Origin of the sequence: Paraburkholderia yinzeri, assembly GCF_046581065.1 — a bacterium.
Lineage (GTDB): Bacteria > Pseudomonadota > Gammaproteobacteria > Burkholderiales > Burkholderiaceae > Paraburkholderia.
This window is the reverse complement of the sequence record NZ_JBFOCJ010000002.1, coordinates 1,357,688-1,374,533: the sequence shown is the minus strand read 5'-3', so window position 1 is coordinate 1,374,533 and position 16,846 is coordinate 1,357,688. Positions and strand designations below refer to the sequence as shown.

Annotated in this window: 14 protein-coding genes; 12 read left to right on the top strand and 2 right to left on the bottom strand. The window is 66.9% G+C overall.

Annotation, left to right across the window (positions count from 1 at the left end; translation table 11 throughout):
* Positions 1-45 precede the first annotated feature (45 nt).
* On the bottom strand, positions 46-2,394 hold the full coding sequence (locus WJ542_RS23135; RefSeq protein ID WP_411191810.1) for an FdhF/YdeP family oxidoreductase: 2,349 nt from the start codon (positions 2,392-2,394) through the stop codon (positions 46-48).
* Positions 2,395-2,575: 181 nt separating this feature from the next.
* Here WJ542_RS23135 and WJ542_RS23130 point away from each other — a divergent pair, with 181 nt between their 5' ends.
* The 7 genes from WJ542_RS23130 to WJ542_RS23100 all read left to right on the top strand — a co-directional run bounded on the left by WJ542_RS23130 (position 2,576) and on the right by WJ542_RS23100 (position 10,235).
* Positions 2,576-4,024, top strand: coding sequence for an aminotransferase-like domain-containing protein (locus tag WJ542_RS23130; RefSeq protein ID WP_411191809.1), 1,449 nt, complete (start codon positions 2,576-2,578; stop codon positions 4,022-4,024).
* 11 nt (positions 4,025-4,035) lie between these two features.
* Positions 4,036-4,344 carry a helix-turn-helix domain-containing protein gene (locus tag WJ542_RS23125; RefSeq protein ID WP_411191808.1) on the top strand — a complete coding sequence of 103 codons (309 nt, stop codon included), beginning with the start codon at positions 4,036-4,038 and terminating at the stop codon, positions 4,342-4,344.
* 105 nt (positions 4,345-4,449) lie between these two features.
* Complete coding sequence (locus tag WJ542_RS23120) at positions 4,450-5,379, top strand: LysR family transcriptional regulator (RefSeq protein ID WP_411191807.1); 930 nt, start codon at positions 4,450-4,452, stop codon at positions 5,377-5,379.
* Between the two features lie 102 nt (positions 5,380-5,481).
* Positions 5,482-5,910: a MarR family winged helix-turn-helix transcriptional regulator gene (locus WJ542_RS23115; RefSeq protein WP_411192530.1), complete on the top strand. Its 429-nt coding sequence runs from the start codon at positions 5,482-5,484 to the stop codon at positions 5,908-5,910.
* 99 nt (positions 5,911-6,009) lie between these two features.
* Positions 6,010-7,107 (top strand): HlyD family secretion protein, encoded by a 1,098-nt coding sequence (locus tag WJ542_RS23110; protein WP_411191806.1) that lies wholly within the window; start codon positions 6,010-6,012, stop codon positions 7,105-7,107.
* A 110-nt stretch (positions 7,108-7,217) separates the two neighbouring features.
* The gene (locus tag WJ542_RS23105; protein WP_411192529.1) at positions 7,218-8,753 is read left to right on the top strand and encodes a DHA2 family efflux MFS transporter permease subunit; all 1,536 of its coding nucleotides are present in this window, start codon (positions 7,218-7,220) and stop codon (positions 8,751-8,753) included.
* A gap of 15 nt (positions 8,754-8,768) precedes the next feature.
* Positions 8,769-10,235, top strand: coding sequence for an efflux transporter outer membrane subunit (locus WJ542_RS23100; protein ID WP_411191805.1), 1,467 nt, complete (start codon positions 8,769-8,771; stop codon positions 10,233-10,235).
* A 37-nt stretch (positions 10,236-10,272) separates the two neighbouring features.
* Here the strand turns inward: WJ542_RS23100 and WJ542_RS23095 are convergent, their stop codons facing one another.
* Positions 10,273-11,193 carry a cupin domain-containing protein gene (locus tag WJ542_RS23095; protein ID WP_411191804.1) on the bottom strand — a complete coding sequence of 307 codons (921 nt, stop codon included), beginning with the start codon at positions 11,191-11,193 and terminating at the stop codon, positions 10,273-10,275.
* A gap of 152 nt (positions 11,194-11,345) precedes the next feature.
* On the opposite strand from WJ542_RS23095, the gene WJ542_RS23090 reads away from it, so the two are divergent.
* The 5 genes from WJ542_RS23090 (at position 11,346) to WJ542_RS23070 (ending at position 16,822) form a co-directional block, all read left to right on the top strand.
* Entirely contained in the window at positions 11,346-11,882 is a 537-nt protein-coding gene (locus WJ542_RS23090; protein WP_411191803.1) for a carboxymuconolactone decarboxylase family protein, read from the top strand.
* Positions 11,883-12,257: 375 nt separating this feature from the next.
* Entirely contained in the window at positions 12,258-12,692 is a 435-nt protein-coding gene (locus WJ542_RS23085) for a MarR family winged helix-turn-helix transcriptional regulator (protein ID WP_411191802.1), read from the top strand.
* A gap of 170 nt (positions 12,693-12,862) precedes the next feature.
* Positions 12,863-14,209, top strand: a complete 1,347-nt coding sequence (locus tag WJ542_RS23080) for a TAXI family TRAP transporter solute-binding subunit (RefSeq protein ID WP_411191801.1) — start codon at positions 12,863-12,865, stop codon at positions 14,207-14,209.
* Positions 14,210-14,426: 217 nt separating this feature from the next.
* Entirely contained in the window at positions 14,427-15,851 is a 1,425-nt protein-coding gene (locus WJ542_RS23075; protein WP_411191800.1) for a DUF3300 domain-containing protein, read from the top strand.
* 20 nt (positions 15,852-15,871) lie between these two features.
* The gene (locus WJ542_RS23070; RefSeq protein WP_411191799.1) at positions 15,872-16,822 is read left to right on the top strand and encodes a DUF2950 domain-containing protein; all 951 of its coding nucleotides are present in this window, start codon (positions 15,872-15,874) and stop codon (positions 16,820-16,822) included.
* The last annotated feature ends 24 nt before the right edge of the window (positions 16,823-16,846 follow it).

Here is a 16,846-nt window from a genome sequence, read left to right as displayed (position 1 = left end):
CCGGCCTGACTCTTTTCGAACGCGCGTGAGTCGCGGCGCGCGCGTTCAGGCCACGCCGGCTTCGGCGCGCGCCGCATTCACTTCCGGCACTGCAGCTGCTTTCGCCGGGCTCAGCAGCACGGGAATCGACTTGGACGTGGGCGTGCCGGCGCCGTCCGCGACGGAGGAGAGCGGCACGAGCGGATTCGTCTCGGGGTAGTAGGCGCCGAGGCAGCCGCGCGGAATGTCGTACTCCACGAGCAGGAAGTCCTCCACGTGCCGCTTCACGCCGTCGTCCCAGACGCTCGTGATGTCCACGTGCTGGCCCGCCTCGAAGCCGAGCATCGCGAGATCCTCGCGGTTCGCGAACAGCACGCGGCGCAGGCCGTACACGCCGCGATAGCGGTCGTCGAGGCCGTAGATCGTCGTGTTGTACTGATCGTGCGAGCGCGTCGTCATCAGCGTGAGGAGCCGCTCGCCGTGCAAGGCGCGCGCGCGGTGCAGGGGCGTGTCGAGCGCGACGGGATGCACGACGAACTGCGCCTTGCCGCTCGGCGTCTTCCATACGCGGTCGCGCGAGGCCACGCCGAGGTGAAAGCCGCCCGGCTTCTTGAGGCGCTCGTTGTAGTTCTCGAAGCCGTCGAACACCTTCTCGATGCCGTCGCGAATCTTCGCGTAGTGGCTCGCCAGATCGAGCCAGTCCACCTTGCCGCTGCCGAGCGTGGCGTGCGCCATGCGCGCGACGATGGCGATCTCCGAAAGCAGGTTCGCCGAAGCCGGACGGTTCATGCCGTACGAGATGTGGACCATGCTCATCGAATCTTCCACGGTCACACCTTGCGGCACGCCGTTCTGCAGGTCGATTTCGGTGCGGCCGAGCGTGGGCAGGATCAGCGCGTCGCGGCCGTGCACGAGGTGGCTGCGGTTGAGTTTCGTGGTGATGTGTACCGTGAGATCGCAGGCCCGCATCGCTTCCCACGTGCGCGGCGTGTCGGGCGTCGCAATCGAGAAGTTGCCGCCCAGGCCGATGAACACCTTCACCTTGCCTTCGAGCATGGCGTGGATCGTTTCCACCACGTCGTAGCCGTGCTCGCGCGGCGGCTCGAAATCGTAGGCCTTGCCGAGACGGTCGAGGAACGCCTGGGTCGGCTTTTCCTCGATGCCCACCGTGCGGTCGCCCTGCACGTTCGAATGGCCGCGCACGGGGCACAGGCCCGCGCCGCGCCGGCCGATGTTCCCGCGCATCATCATGAGGTTCGAGAGCAACTGGATCGTCGGCACCGAGTTCTTGTGCTGCGTGAGACCCATGCCCCACGTCGAGATCACGGCGCGCCCCTTCGCGTAGATGTCCGCGAGCCTCAGCACCTCTTCGAGCGGCACGCCGGCTTCGGCGACGAGGGTGTCCCACGACTCGGCTCGCAGATCCTCGGCGAAGGCGGCGAAGCCCACCGTATGCTGCGCGATGAAGTCGATGTCGAGCACGCGTTCGCCGCCGGCCGCGAGCGCCGCGTCGTTGAGTTCGATCACGCGCTTGGCCACGCCCTTGATGAGCGCGAAATCGCCGCCGACGCGCGGCCGGATGAACACCGAACTGATCTTCACGCCGGAGGGCGAGAGCATGTCGAACGTATGCTGCGGGCTCGCAAAGCGTTCGAGCCCGCGCTCCTTGAGCGGATTGATCGAGACGATGGTCGCGCCGCGCTTCGCGCACTCGCGCAGCTCGCCCAGCATGCGCGGATGGTTGGTGGCGGGATTCTGGCCGAAGATGAGAAGCGTGTCGGCGTGCTCGAAGTCGTCGAGCGTGACCGTGCCCTTGCCGATCCCCACCGTGCCCGGCAAGCCGCGGCTCGTGGCCTCGTGGCACATGTTCGAGCAGTCGGGGAAGTTGTTCGTGCCGTACAGGCGCACGAAAAGCTGGTAGAGGAACGCGGCTTCGTTGCTCGCGCGGCCCGAGGTGTAGAACGCGGCGCGGTTCGGATCGTCCAGCGCCTTGAGATGCTTCGCGACGAGCTTGAACGCGTCGTCCCACGTAATGGGCACGTAGCGGTCGCGCGCGGCGTCGTAGACGAGCGGATCGGTCAGGCGGCCGTGCTGCTCCAGTTCGTAGTCGGACTGGGTCATCAGTTCGCTGACCGTGTGGGCCTCGAAGAACGCGGGCGTGACGCGCTTGCCCGTGGCTTCGGCGGCCACGGCCTTCACGCCGTTCTCGCAGAACTCGAAGGTGGACGCATGCTCGCGGTCGGGCCACGCGCAGCCGGGGCAATCGAAGCCGTCCGGCTGGTTCTGCTTGAGCAGCATGCGGAAGTCGCCGCCAGGCACCCTTTCCTTGACGAGGTTGATCGCAACCTGCTTCAAAGCGCCCCAGCCGGCGGCGGGGTGGTGATACGGCTCGATGCGGGCGGACGGCTTCTTCATGATGCGTGGTGTTCGAGGTCAGGGCGCGAAGCCCGGTGGAGCAAAGCCTACTGTGTTCCTGTGCGAGCGGAGGTCACAGAAAAATGGAAAGTCGAGGGATACAGTTGCGGCGATTTGTCATAGACTGCGGGGATTGCCCCGAGATCCGCCTTTATCGGCGCCCAGGCCGCCCACGCCAACCATGACCCGCTACGAACGCCTTGCCGACGATATCGAAGCCGCGGTGCGCCGCGGCGTGTTCGGGGCGGGCGAGCGCATTCCCTCGGTGCGGCGCGCGAGCGAGCAGCACGGCGTGAGCATCAAGACGGTGCTGCACGCCTACGCCTTGCTGGAGAGCCGGGGGGTGATCGAGTCGCGGCCGCAGTCGGGCTATTTCGTGCGGGAATCCCGGCGTGTGCGCGGCGCGGCGTCGCGCGATGGCGACCTCGCCGCGCCCAAAGCGGGCCGCGCCAGCGCTCCGAAGCCGCCCGCGGCCGCGCGCGTGGACGTAAGCCGCCTCGTGCTCTCCACGCTGCGCAGCATCGGCGCGCAGGACGCCGTGCCGCTCGGCTCGCCGTATCCCGACCCGGCGCTGTATCCGTGGCGCCGCATCAACCAGTACGCGAACGCCATCGCACGCCGCCATGCGAGCTGGAACCTGATCGACGACCTGCCGCCCGGCAACCCCGAACTGATCCGCCAGATTGCCCGCCGCTATGCGGAAAACGGCACGCCGGTCGACCCCGAGGAGATCGTCGTTACCGTGGGCGCGACCGAGGCCATCAATCTGAGCCTGCAGGCCGTGGCGAAGCCCGGCGATACGGTGGCCGTCGAATCGCCAACCTACTACGCGATGCTGCACGCCATCGAGCGGCTCGGCATGCGCGCGATCGAAGTGAGCACGCACCCGGAGACCGGTCTCGACCTCGACGCGCTCGAGCGCGTGCTCAGGCGTCAGAAGGTGGCGGCCTGCATGGTGATGCCGAATTTCCAGAACCCGCTGGGCTTTCGCATGCCCGACGAGCGCAAGGCGCGGCTCGTGGCGCTGGCCGAGGCGCACGACATGCCACTCATCGAAAACGACGTCTATCAGGAGCTTTATTTCGGGCAGACGCGGCCCACGCCGCTCAAGCATTTCGACACGAGCGGAATCGTGCTGCACTGCGCCTCGTTTTCGAAAAGTCTTTCGGCCTCCTACCGCATCGGCTGGGCGATGCCGGGCCGCTATCGCGCCCAGGTCGAAAAGCTCAAGTTCCTGAACACGCTGACCACGCCCTCGGTGCCGCAAGTCGCGCTTGCCGACTATCTGCGCCACGACGGCTACGATCGCCACCTGCGCCGCCTGCGCCGCTTCTACCGGCAACAGGCGCGGCTCATGCGCGCCATGGTGCAGCGCTTCTTTCCTGCCGGCACGCGCACGTCCGACCCGCAGGGGGGCTACGTGCTGTGGGTGGAACTGCCGGCGAGCGTGGATTCGATGCGGCTCTATCAGGCGGCGCTCGCGCGCGGCATCACGATCGGGCCGGGTTACATGTTCTCGATGCGCGACGACTTTCACCACTACATCCGGCTGAACTACAGCTACCCCTGGACGGCGCAGACTGAGGCGGCGCTGAAAACGCTTGGCGATCTGGTCGCGCAGAGGATCTGAGGAAAGAGACGATGAACGCAGAAACGAATGGAGCAGGCGACGAAGACGAGGGCATCGACCCGGTGCTGGTGGCCGTCCTCGAACAGCTCTGGCGCGCCGGGCGCGAGACGCCGGAGCGCGCGTGGTCGCTCGCGAAGCTCTCGAAGCAGGCCGCCGTGCCAATGAGCGGGCTGCGCAGACATTTGACGGCGCTGGTGGACAGCGGCCTCGTGGTGATGACGCTCGCGGAAGACGGCACGGGCACGGCGAGCCTTTCCGCGGACGGCCGGGCGTTTTGCGCGGAGGTGTTCGGCGAGGGCGCGCCCGGCGGCGGCGTTTGACGCGGCGGCGAGGGGCATATGAGGGCAACCTCGGGCAAAGTATTGCGGCTGGCGCTAAGCTAGCGGCCATCGGTTTCAATTGACAAAGACGGGCAACAACGTCCCATGGACTATATCGACAGCCTGCGGATCTTCCGCTCCGTGGTCGAGGCGCGCAGCTTCACGCGCGCCGCGGACATGCACGGCTTCACCACCCCGGTCGTCTCGCGCGCGATTGCGCGGCTCGAAAAGCGCCTCGGCAGCCGGCTCTTTCACCGCACGACGCGCGCCGTTTCGCTCACCGAGACCGCCGAGCGCTTCTATGAAGGCTGCTGCCGCGTGCTGGACGACCTCGACGCACTGGAGGCAGGCGCCTCCGAGCAGACGCGCGAGGCGAGCGGCGTGCTGCGGCTCGTCGCGCACACCACGGCGACGGTGAGCCGGCTCGTGCCGCTCATCTCCAGCTTCAAGCGCGCGCATCCGCTGGTCACGCTCGACGTGATCCTCACGGAGCGCCCCGTCGATCTCGTGGCGGACGGGTTCGACATCGGCCTCTTGCTGCCGTTCATGCTCAACAGCGACACCACGGTGACGCGTCTGCTCGAACGCATTCCGCTCGCGCTCGTGGCGGCGCCCGGCTACCTCGCGCAGAATCCGGCGCCCACGCATCCCTCCGATCTCGCGCACCATACCTTCCTGACGATGCCGCCTTCGCTGCGCAAGCCGGAGCTGTCGTTCCGTCGCGGCGACGAAGAGGTGACCGTGCCGCTGCGCTACGAGGTGGCCTCGAACAACCCCGAGTTCAACCGCGCGATGGCGCTGGAGGGCTTCGGCATCGGCATCCTGCCGGTGGGGCTCGTGCACGCGGAGCTGGCGGCGGGCCAGCTCGTGCTCTTGCTCGACGACTACGAGATCATCAACGCGGCGATCGAGATCCGGCTTGCGTACAGCACGCGCACGCTGCTGCCGGCCAAGGTGCGCGCCTTCATCGACCATGCGACCGCGTTCTACGATGAGATGGAACAGTCGGGGCCGGAGGCGGCACCGGTGCTTTAGTAAGTAAAATGAAGGGTTGGCGCCCATTATTGCCGCGGCATTCACACTGTGATGCCGGTCCTGGCACTTGTCCCCGGACCGGTTGCGCGCTAGTCCGTGCATATGCACACTAACCCGACACTTCGGCTTCCCGAACATGACGACTGTTTCGCCGTTCGCCAGGCCGCCCGTCATTTGTCGCAGCTTTACGAGCGGCATCTTTCGGCGGCCGGGCTGACACCGACGCAGTTCAGCATACTCGGCGCGCTCGAACACCGGTCGAGCCTGACGATGGCGGAATTGGGCCGGGTCCTGGTGATGGAGCGCACCACGCTCGTGCGTGCGCTGCGGCCATTGTTGCGCAACGGCCTCGTGGCCGACGCCGCCGCCACGCGCCGCCGTCAGCTTGCGTTGACGCCCGAAGGCCGGGAGCGCTTCGGCATTGCGGGCGAGTATTGGCGTTCGGCGCAGGACGAGTTCGAGCGCCGCTTCGGTCCGCAACGGGCGGCGTGGCTGCGGCGCGAACTGTTTCGCGTCACGCGTGCGGTCTGAGGGAGTTTCGGTCGTGCAGCAGTTTCGTTGCCGGTTCGCTTGAAGTCGAACAACGGCGCTTTTTTTGTCTTGATTAGTGCATATACACAGGTGAGCGACATGTCGAGTCCTTCCACTTCCGCCACAGGTCAGGCCGCCGGGCGCGCCCGGACGGCCCAGCCGCCATGGATGGCGCTGGCCGTCGGCGCCGTCGTGCTGGTGCTCGCGCTGGCGCTCGGCTACTGGTTCTTCGTGCTGCGCTTCGTGCAGACGACCGACGATGCCTACGTGGGCGGCAACGTCACGGTGATGGCGCCGCGCGTAAGCGGCTTCGTGAACGACATCCTCGTGCAGGACAACCAGTATGTGCACGCAAACCAGGTGCTGATCCGCCTCGATGCGCGCGACTACGACGCGAAGCTTGCCCAGGCGAATGCCGGGGTGGACAGCGCGCGCGCCGCCGTGGCCGAGCTGGAGGCGCGCCAGGTGCTGCAGGAGGCCGTCATCAACCAGCATCAGGCGGAGGTGCGCGCGTCGAACGCGGAACTCACGCGCAGCGGCGAGGACGAGACGCGCTATCGCGAACTCGTGAAGGACGACGCGGTGTCGAACCAGCTCGTCGAGCGCGCCGATGCGGACTACGCGAAGGCGCAGGCCTCGGTGGCGAGCAGCGGGGCGGCGGTGCAGGCGGCGCAGCGCGAGCTGGGCGTGCTGGCCGCGCAACTGGCCGACGCGAAGGCGCGCGTCGCCACGGCCGAAGCGAACCAGCGGCTTGCGGCGCTGAACGTCGAGTACACGACGATCCGCTCGCCGGTGGACGGCTACATCGGCAACCGCACGGCGCGCGTGGGCCTGCTCGCGAACGTGGGCGCACCGCTCCTGACCGTGGTGCCGGCGACCGACCTCTGGGTGGATGCGAACTTCAAGGAAGACCAGTTGAAGAAGATGCACGCGGGCGACCGTGCCGACGTCGAACTCGACGCGGCGACCGGCACGCTGCACGGCTACGTGGAGAGCCTCGCGCCCGCCACGGGCGCAACCTTCAGCGTGCTGCCGCCCGAGAACGCCACGGGCAACTTCACGAAGATCGTGCAGCGCGTGCCGGTGCGCATTCGCCTCGACGTGCCGAAGGGCATGGAAGGCGTGCTGCGCCCGGGCCTCTCCGCAACCGTGAAAGTGCATCTCGGCGACACCGTGAAGACGGCGTCGGCGCACTGAAAAGGGTGAGCGACATGAATGCCCCCCAGACCGAGGCCACGCTGGAGCGCCCGCTTGCCGCGCCCGCCGCCGCGGCCCCCGCAAAGCCGCTCGAACCGCATCTCCAGCCCATGGCGCAGCGCGCGTTCGCGTTCGCGCTCATGTGCATCGGCTTCTTCATGGCGACGCTCGACATCCAGATCGTCGCCTCCTCGCTGCGCGACATCGGCGGCGGTCTTTCCGCGAGCCAGGACGAACTTTCCTGGGTGCAGACGGCCTATCTGATCGCGGAGATCATCGTGATCCCGATGTCGGGCTGGCTCTCGAAAGTGTTCTCCACGCGCTGGCTCTTTGTTGCGTCGGCGGTAGGCTTCACGATCACGAGCATGCTGTGCGGCCTCGCCTGGGATATCAACTCGATGATCCTCTTTCGCGGCCTGCAAGGGGCATTGGGCGCCGCGATGATTCCCACGGTGTTCACGACCGCCTTCGTGCTGTTTCCGGGCAAGCAGCGGATCGTGGCCTCCACGACGATCGGCGCGCTCGCCTCGCTCGCACCCACCATCGGCCCCGTGATCGGTGGCTGGATCACCGACCAGTGGTCGTGGCACTGGCTGTTCTATCTGAACGTCGTGCCGGGCATTGCCGTGGCCATGCTCGTGCCGCGCTACGTCCACGTGGACGAACCCGATCTCTCGCTGATCAAGCGCGGCGACTACCTCGGCATCGCGTTGATGTCGGGTTTTCTCGGCTGCCTCGAATACGTGCTCGAAGAAGGGCCGCGCAAGAACTGGTTCGGCGACCACGTGATCGTCGCGTGCGCCTGGATCTCCGCGATTTGCGGTTTTCTTTTTCTCGTCCATGCGATGACCGCGAAAGATCCCATTGTCGATCTGCGCGCGCTTGCCGTGCGCAACTTCGGCATCGGCAGCCTGCTCTCGTTCGTGACCGGCATCGGCATCTTCGTCTCCGTGTTCCTCACACCGCTTTTTCTGGCCGAAGTGCGCGGTTTCAGCTCGCTGCAGATCGGTCTTTCGCTGCTCTCGGTCGGCGTGTTCCAGCTGCTTGCGCTTGGCGTGTACGCGTTTGCCACGCGCTACGTCAGCATGCGCGTGCTGATGGTGTTCGGCCTCGTCATGTTCGGGCTGGGCTGCTATCTCTACGTGCCGCTCACGCACGACTGGGGCTGGCAGCAGTTCCTGCTGCCGCAGGCGCTGCGCGGCATCGGCCAGCAGTTCGCGGTGCCGCCCATCGTGACGATGTCGCTCGGCTCGCTGCCGCCCTCGCGGCTCAAGTCGGCCAGCGGCCTCTTCAATCTGATGCGCAACCTGGGCGGCGCGATCGGCATTGCCGTGAGCGCGACCATGCTCAACGACCGCCTCAACTTCCACTATCTGCGGCTGAACGAGAGCGTGACGCACGGGCAGCCGCAGGTGGAGTCGCTGCTCGCGGGGCAGGCGTCGTACTGGTCGTCGGTGGCGGGCGATGCCCTTGACACCGGTGCGGCGGCCCTCGCGAACCTGCATGCGCTCGTGTTGCGCGAAGCCCTCGTGCTCACGTTCTCGGACACGTTTTTCGTGCTTTCCCTGTGCTTCGTGGTCGCCCTTGCGAGCGTGATCTTCTCGAAGCCGATCGGGCTGGGCGCCCCGCCCCCCGACGCTCACTGAGCCATGGAGATCAACATGGATTCCTCCTCGAACATCATGCCGCTGCGCGTCGTGCGCACGCTGGTTGCCTCGCTCGCGAGCGCCATGCTCGCGGCGTGCGCGGTGCAGCCCGCCACGCACGCCGACCTACCGGCCGCCGTCCGCACCACGGCGCCCGCCGCGTGGCGCATCGACACGCCGCAGGACGCGGTGGATGCGCAAACGTGGTGGGGGCAGTTCGGTGGCCCGACGCTGAACCAGTTGCTCGACACGGTGCTGCACGGCAACCTGGACCTGCAGGCGGCGGCCGAGCGCGTGAAGCAGGCGCAGTCGATCACGACGCAAAAGCACGCCGTGCTGCTGCCGCAACTGGACTTCACGGCACAGGGCGCCTACGAACGCGAGAACGTGCCGCCGCCACTCGGCTACGTGAAAGAGGCGGGCGCGGGGCTCGCGCTTTCATGGTCGCCCGACGTGTTCGGCGGCGAGCGGCTCGACCTGCTGGCGGCCCAGGCGAACCTCGTGGGCCAGCAGCATGCGCTGGACGCGGTGCGGCTCGCGCTCGCGGCCGATACGGCCTCAGCCTATGTCGACCTGCGCTGGGCCCAGGCGGAACTGAAGATCCTTCAGGATAACGTATCGATCCGGCAGCGCGCATTGGCGCTCACCCAGGATCGCCTGAAGTATGGGCTTTCGACGCAGCTCGACGTTACGCGCGCGCAGACGCAACTGAGCGAACTGCAGGCGCGCATTCCGCGCGCGCAAGCAAGCATCGAGCATCAGTTGAACCTGATCGCAGTCTATACGGGCCGCACGCCCGAATCGGTCGCGCAGCTTGCGCTGGCGACGCCCGCGCCCATTCCGGTTGCGCCGGCGGGCACGCCGCAACTGTTGCCCTCGGAGGCACTGCTGCGCCGCCCCGACGTGCAGGCGGCCTATGCAACCGTCGAACAACGCGCCGCCGAAGTGGGCGTGGCGCGCGCGGAGCGCTATCCGAAGTTCTCGCTGAACCTTTCGGATGGCGTGCTGGCCGCTTCGTACCTGGGCATGCCGACGCTCACCGACAACCTCTTCAGCGCGGTGCTGGGCGCGACGAGCCCGATCTTCAACGCGGGCCGCATCACGGCCGACATCGACCAGAGCGAGAGCCGCATGCGCGAGTCGCAACTGAACCTGCAGCAGACCCTGCTGCAGGCGCTGCGCGAAGTGGAGGACAGCCGCACGGATCTCGTGAGCACGGCGGGCCAGACGCAGCAACTGACCGATGCGGTGGCGGCCTCGTCGCAGGCGCTCAAGCTCGCGAACCAGCTCTACAAGGGCGGCGCGACCGACTTCCTCGACGTGCTGACGGCGCAGCAGACCTATCTCGCCGACGCCGACCTGCTCAACCAGGCGCAGCGCGAGCACGCGCTCGCGGCGGTGGCGCTGTACCGTTCGCTGGGCGGCGGCTGGAGCCAGAGCGGCGACGTGATCGCGAAGACGGCGGATGTCCCGCGCGGGTGAAATCGTGCAAGGCCCCCACCGCCTGACGAAGCCGGCGCTACTCGCGCGCCGCCGCGCGCCACTGCGCGGGCGTCATGCCCACATGACGCTTGAACACGCGCTGAAACGCGGCGTCGGACTGGTAGCCCACCGCTTCGCCTATCTCGGCCACCGGCTGGCTGCCCTGCGCGAGCAGGCGGCCCGCGAGGGCCATGCGGATTTCGGTGAGCACGTCCGCGGCCGAGCGGCCGAAGGCCTCGTCGAAATGGCGCGCGAAGGTGGCCCGCGACATATGGCACAGCGCGGCGAGGCCGGGCAGCGTCCAGTCGTTGCCGGGCGCGTCGAACATCGCGTCGATGGCGGGCTGCACGCGCGGGTTGCGCGCAAGCGCGAGCAGGCCGCGCGGCGGCGTGTCGCCCTCGCTCGCGTAGCGCAGCGTGAGCGCGAAGAGTGCGCCCGAAAGATGGTTCACGAGCGACTCGCTGCCCGCCGCCGCTTCGAGGGCCTCGTCGCGCATGAGCGCGATCAGGCGCACAAGACGCTCGGGCGCAACGCCTTCGTCGTGCACGCTGCGCACGATGAGCCTTGCGGGCAGGTTGTCGCGCAGGAGCCGTTCCGGCACGGCGGGCAGCAGAAAGCGGCCGCACAGCAGATCGGCGGGCGCTTCCGTGCCCTCGTTGGTCTCGACGGCGAGGCCGTTGCGCATGTGCCGTTGCGTGGCGGCCGGCGTCTCGCCGCTGCCGTCGTGCAGCGTGTGGGCGCCGCCGGTGGGAAAGAGCACGATGTCGCCGGCGCGCATCGCAACGGGGGCGCCGTGTGCGTCTTCGAGCGTGGCCCGGCCGCTCAGGAGCACGTGATACGGGATCTCGCGCGCTTGCGCGCCCGGGTGTTCGATGCGCCACGGCGTGCCGAAGTGGCAGCGCACGTCGAGACGTCCCGTGACGGGCATGAGCGCAAGCAGGCGGCTGAGCAGGTCCATGGCGGCAAGCTCCGCGTAAGGAGTGAGATGAGACGATTGAGCATGAATTCGCGTCATTGTGGCATTAAAAGGACGGGTCCGCGCGACTAGACTGGCATCACGCCATCGACGATGGCCGTGCAAATCCAACCACCGAGTTCAAGGAGTCGATCATGTCCCGCCTTACCGCCATCCAGCCCGCCGACGCCACCGGCGCCACCGCCGAAGTCTTCGCGAAGATCCGCAAGGCCGTCGGCAAGGTGCCGAACGCTTACGCCACCATCGGCAGCCATAGCGCCGAAGCGCTTGGCGCGATTCTCGGCGTCGAAGCCGTGATTGCCGCGGGCACGCTCACGAAGCAGGAAGTCGAAGCCATCAAGCTCGCCGTGAGCGAAGTGGCGGGCTGCGACTACTGTCTGGCCGCGCACACGCTGGCGGGCAAGTTCGCCGGTCTTGCGCCGGAAGCGATGAAGCGGATTCGCGCAGGCGCGCCCACGGGCGACGCGAAGCGCGATGCACTCGTGCACTACGTGCGGGTGCTCGTGACGACTCGCGGCACCGTGCCCGAAAGCGAGGTGAACGCGATTCAGGAAGCCGGCTATACCGAGCGCCAGATCATCGAGATCGCGCTGGCGGTGGCTTCGATCACATTCACGAATCTCGTGAACCGCGTGAACGACACGACGCTGGATTTTCCGGCCGTGGCGTAAGCGTTTTTGCCAACCTGCGTGCGTCGGCGACGTAACGTCGTGACGCTGAGTCGAGACATAAAGCGTGTCATGCCGGACGAAGTTTGCCTCGACGAAAGCATTTGAATGTGTGCATATGCATATATAAAATGAATCGACGCATGCAGTTTTTGTTTGAGGGAGGATCGAAGATGAGCACTCGCGAGATCGTACTGTGCGAACCGGTGCGCACGGCAATGGGCGGATTCGACGGCGCGCTGAAGGGCGTGCCGGCAACGGCATGCGTCGCGGCGTGGTGACGGTATGCGTTGGCGGTGGCCAGGGTATCGCGCTCGCGCTCGAGGCCGTATGATGGCCGTGCGCCGCGTGGTGTGGAACTGCAGGGAGTGAATGGCAATGACGAAGCGGGTGACTCGCGAAGAATGCAACTGTTTTGCGCTGCGGCAGGCCGCGCGCTTCGTCACGCAGCTTTATGAGCGGCACCTCTCGCAGGCGGGCGTCACGGCTGCGCAGTTCACGATCCTCTCGCGCCTCGCCAGCCGGCCCGATGCAACGGCCGCCGAACTCTCGGACGACCTCGTGATGGACCGCACCACGCTCGTGCGTGCGCTCAAGCCGCTGCAGCGCGACGCGCTCGTGGTTTCGGCGGCGTCGGACCACGACACGCGCGTGCTCGTCTACCGCCTTTCGGCAAGCGGCTTGCGGCGCTACGAGAAGGCGCATGTGCTCTGGCAGGACGCGCAGGCCGAATTCGAGCGCTATGTGAAGCGCGACCGCGCGAAGGCGCTGCGCGGCGAGTTGTTTGCACTGACGAAAGCCGCGGCGGCCTGAGCGGCTTCCCAACTGTTTCCCAGCCGCTTTCAATCCGTAAGCACGCCTGAAGCGTGCATAAAGCGCGCAGCCAGCATTGCGATCTGGCGCGAAAATGGCATCATGAGATCTCGGCGCCTGCCGTCAAATGAGCAGGCCACAGGAGTCTGACGCTTCGCCGCCGGGTTCTCATGAAACGACATCGACCGCCGCCGCCGCACTTCATCCGCGAGCACACGCATTACGCGTGGCGCGATCTCGCCCTCACCTCGCTGCCCGTGGCGTTCTTCTGCGCCATCGTGGTGGCGCTCGTGGTCTGGCTCGTCAATCCCGCGCCGCCGCGCACCATCACCATTAGCGCCGGCCCGCGCGACAGCGCCTTCATGGCGATGGCCGAGGCCTACCGCACGATCCTCGCGCGCAACGGGGTGAAACTCAAGATCATCGAGTCGGACGGCTCGGTGCAGAACCTCGCGCGCCTGCTCGATCCGAAGCAGCACGTCGACGTGGGCTTCGTGCAGGGCGGCGTCGTCGACGGCAAGGACGTGAGTTCGCTCATGTCGCTCGGCAGCGTGGAGTATCTGCCGATGGTCGTGTTCTACCGCGGCTCGGGGCTCACGCAACTCTCGCAGCTCGAAGGCAAGCGCATCGCCATCGGCCGCGAGGGCAGCGGCACGCGGCTCCTTTCGCTCAACCTGCTCGACGCCAACGGCATCGATCCCGGCGGCGACACCACGCTGCTGCCGCTCGACGGCTTGCAGGCGGCGACGCAGCTCGTCTCCGGCAATGCCGACGCGGCCATGCTGAGCGGCGACTCGGCCACGCGCGGCCTGATGTTGCGTCTGCTTACGATTCCAGGCATCTCGGTGATGAGCTTCGACGAGGCTTCCGCGTATACGCGGCTTTTCCCGTATCTGGAGGACGTCGAACTGCCGCCCGGCGTGCTGGACCTGCGCCGCCGCGTGCCTGCCGAGACCATCCACCTCATCGGGCCGACGGTGGAGATCGTGGCGCGCGACACGCTGCATCCGGCCGTCTCCGACCTCTTGATCGAGGCGGCGACCGAGGTGAACGGCGCGCCGGGCCTGTTGCAGCGCGCCGGCGAATTCCCGAACACCGAACTGCACGACTTTCGCATCAGCGAGGACGCCACGCGCTACTACAAGTCGGGCAAGAGCTTTCTCTACCGCACGCTGCCGTTCTGGCTGGCGAGCGTGGCGGACCGGCTGCTCGTGCTGCTGCTGCCGCTCGCAGTGCTCGTGATTCCGGCGCTGCGCACGATTCCGGCGCTGTACAGTTGGCGCGTGCGCTCGCGCATTTACCGCTACTATGGCGCCCTCATCGCCATCGAGCGCGATGCGCTCAAGCACACGAGCGAGGCGGAGCGGCGTCAGTTGGCCGAGGACCTCGACGAAATCGAGCGTTCGCTGAACACGGTACGCATGCCGCTTGCCTATGCCGACGCGTTCTACGTGCTGCGCGAACACATCGGTTTCGTGCGCGCTCAACTGGGCGCGAGCGAGACGACGACGCAGTAATGCATGGCGGATTGTTTCGTAGCGCGAAGCGAAGTGGGTGATTGATGCGTGACTTGAGATGGATCGCGGTGTTATCGCATTCCGATTGACACCATGCGAGCAAGGCCCTTATTTTGCCGGTAGCACGCAACTCCGCCTCGGGTCGTAGCGCCTTTGCTAGTCCGAACTGTTGCGGGGAAGCCTGGATAACATATTCAGTCACGAGGAGGACCGTAACGTGAAATCGTCCGGTGTTGGCCAGCGTCACGTCTGGCTCATCTGCGCCGCTCTCGCGGGCGCGCCGCTCTTCGTCGGCCCGGCTGGTCCGACCGCCGCGCTGGCGCAGAACGCGGCAAAGCTCTCCAGCCAGCAACTCGATTCGCTCACCGCGCCCATTGCGCTGTATCCCGACGCACTGCTCGCCCAGGTGCTGATGGCCGCCACGTTTCCGCAGGACGTGCAGGCCGCGGCGGCGTGGTCGAAAGCCAATCCGAACCTGAAGGGCGACGACGCCGTGAAGGCGGTTGCCTCCCAGCCGTGGGATCCGAGCGTGCAGTCGCTCGTGGCGTTCCCGCAGGTGCTTGCCACCATGGACTCGAAACCCGACTGGGTCCAGCAGATCGGCAACGCTTTCCTCGCGCAGCCCAACGACGTGATGGATTCGGTGCAGCGGTTGCGCGTGCAGGCGCAGAAGGCCGGCAACCTGAAGTCGAACGACCAGCAGAAGGTGGTCGTGCAGCCTGCCTCGAGTACGACGACCACGCAAACGATCGTGATCGAGCCGGCCAATCCGCAAGTGGTCTACGTGCCCACCTATAACCCCACCGTCGTGTACGGCGCGTGGCCCTATCCGGCGTATCCGCCCGTGTACATGCCGCCGCCTCCGGGGTATGCCATTGCCACGGGATTCATGACCGGGCTGGCGTTCGGCGCGGGCGTGGCCGTGGCGAACTCGCTGTGGGGCGGTTTCAACTGGGGCGCGCATGACGTGAACATCAACGTTAACCGCTACAACAACATCAACGTCAACAACCGCATCAATACGAACAACGCCACGTCGAACTGGAACCGCAACCAGAACGTCGAGCGCCGTAACCAGAACTTCAACGGCAACAACCTGAACCAGCAGCGCAACCAGTACCGCGGCTACGACCAGTCGCGCCAGCAGGCCGCGCAGGCGTTCCAGAACCGCACGGGCCAGAGCATGGGCGGCAACGCGAACGAGCGGTTGCAGGGCATCCAGAACGGCGGCAACCGGCCCGGCGCGAACGGCGCAAACGGTAATAACGCGCTCAGCAACCGCGGACAGAATGCGAATGGCGGCAACGCGATGAACAATCGCGGGCAGAACGAGAACCGCGCAAAAGGTAACGGCCCGAACAATCGCGGCGAGAACGCGAATCGCCAGAACGACATCAACAACCGTGCCCAGAGCGCGAACCGCGACAACGCGTTGCGCGGGGCGGGCGACGGCAGCGGTGCGCGTGCCGACACGCAGCGCGGCCAGCAAAGCCGGGACGCCTTCCAGAATCAGAATCGCGGCGGCATGGGCGGCGGCCAGGCGGGCGGAGGTGCCCGGGGCGGCTTCGGTGGCGGCGGTGGAGGTGGGGGCGGCCGGCTGGGCGGCGGTGGCGGCGGTGAACGCCGCCTGGGTCGACGTTGAATATTTACAGGAGTCTAGCGATGATCCGCATTCAAGCACGCCGCCTGCCGCAAGACACCCGTCGCCTTCAGACGCGCCTTCGGACAATCCCTTCTCTGGGTCTTGCCGTTGCGCTCGCCTTGGCGTTCGGCACGGGCACCGCGCACGCGCAGGCCGCCTATCCCACGCCCGAGGCCGCGGCCGAGGCGTTCGAGACCGCGCTCGCCACGAACGACCACGAAGCGATCAAGCATGTGATGGGCGCCAACTTCGAGCAGTTCATCCCCACGCAGAACATCGGCGAAGAAGACGTTTACGACTTCCTCGGCGCATGGGCGAAGGGCCATCAAATCGTGCAGGACGACAAGCCGGTAGCGGGCAAGGCGAGCGCGCATCTCGAAGTGGGCGACAGCGGCTGGACGCTGCCCATTCCGATCGTGCAGGGCGCGCACGGCTGGAGCTTCGATCCGCGCGAGGGCGCGAGCGAAATACTCACGCGCCGCATCGGCCGCAACGAGCGCGCGGCGATGCTCACGTCGCTCGCCTACGTCGACGCGCAGAAGGAATATCAGACGCAGATGCAGCACTACGCGCAACGCTTCGTGAGCACGCCCGGCACGCACGACGGGCTCTACTGGCCGGTCGAGCGAGGCGAAGCCGAAAGCCCGCTCGGGCCGCTTGCCGCCACCATGCCGCACGACGCGAAGGTGACGCCGAAAGAGGGCTATCACGGCTATCACTTCCGCATCCTCACGGCGCAGGGTTCGCATGCGAACGGCGGCGCGCGCGATTACCTCGATAACGGGCAGCTCGCCGGCGGCTTCGCGTTGATCGCGTGGCCGGCGGATTATGGCAAGACGGGCGTGATGAGCTTCATCGTCGATCAGGATGGGCAGATTTATCAGAAGAACCTCGGGCCGAACGGCGCGCGCACGGCGGCGGCAATCAAAGCGTTCGACCCCGATCCGTCCTGGCAGGCCACCACGCCGTGAGCGGCGGAGCGCGAAAGGGATGAA

Bases quoted from the DNA above. Each gene is read 5' to 3' on its own strand.
- WJ542_RS23070 (WP_411191799.1), top strand. From the start codon at position 15,872: ATGATCCGCATTCAAGCACGCCGCCTGCCGCAAGACACCCGTCGCCTT.
- WJ542_RS23105 (WP_411192529.1), top strand. From the start codon at position 7,218: ATGGCGCAGCGCGCGTTCGCGTTCGCGCTCATGTGCATCGGCTTCTTC.
- WJ542_RS23125 (WP_411191808.1), top strand. From the start codon at position 4,036: ATGAACGCAGAAACGAATGGAGCAGGCGACGAAGACGAGGGCATCGAC.
- WJ542_RS23135 (WP_411191810.1), bottom strand. From the start codon at position 2,394: ATGAAGAAGCCGTCCGCCCGCATCGAGCCGTATCACCACCCCGCCGCC.
- WJ542_RS23095 (WP_411191804.1), bottom strand. From the start codon at position 11,193: ATGGACCTGCTCAGCCGCCTGCTTGCGCTCATGCCCGTCACGGGACGT.
- WJ542_RS23100 (WP_411191805.1), top strand. From the start codon at position 8,769: ATGGATTCCTCCTCGAACATCATGCCGCTGCGCGTCGTGCGCACGCTG.
- WJ542_RS23090 (WP_411191803.1), top strand. From the start codon at position 11,346: ATGTCCCGCCTTACCGCCATCCAGCCCGCCGACGCCACCGGCGCCACC.
- WJ542_RS23080 (WP_411191801.1), top strand. From the start codon at position 12,863: ATGAAACGACATCGACCGCCGCCGCCGCACTTCATCCGCGAGCACACG.
- WJ542_RS23110 (WP_411191806.1), top strand. From the start codon at position 6,010: ATGTCGAGTCCTTCCACTTCCGCCACAGGTCAGGCCGCCGGGCGCGCC.
- WJ542_RS23115 (WP_411192530.1), top strand. From the start codon at position 5,482: ATGCACACTAACCCGACACTTCGGCTTCCCGAACATGACGACTGTTTC.
- WJ542_RS23130 (WP_411191809.1), top strand. From the start codon at position 2,576: ATGACCCGCTACGAACGCCTTGCCGACGATATCGAAGCCGCGGTGCGC.
- WJ542_RS23120 (WP_411191807.1), top strand. From the start codon at position 4,450: ATGGACTATATCGACAGCCTGCGGATCTTCCGCTCCGTGGTCGAGGCG.
- WJ542_RS23085 (WP_411191802.1), top strand. From the start codon at position 12,258: ATGACGAAGCGGGTGACTCGCGAAGAATGCAACTGTTTTGCGCTGCGG.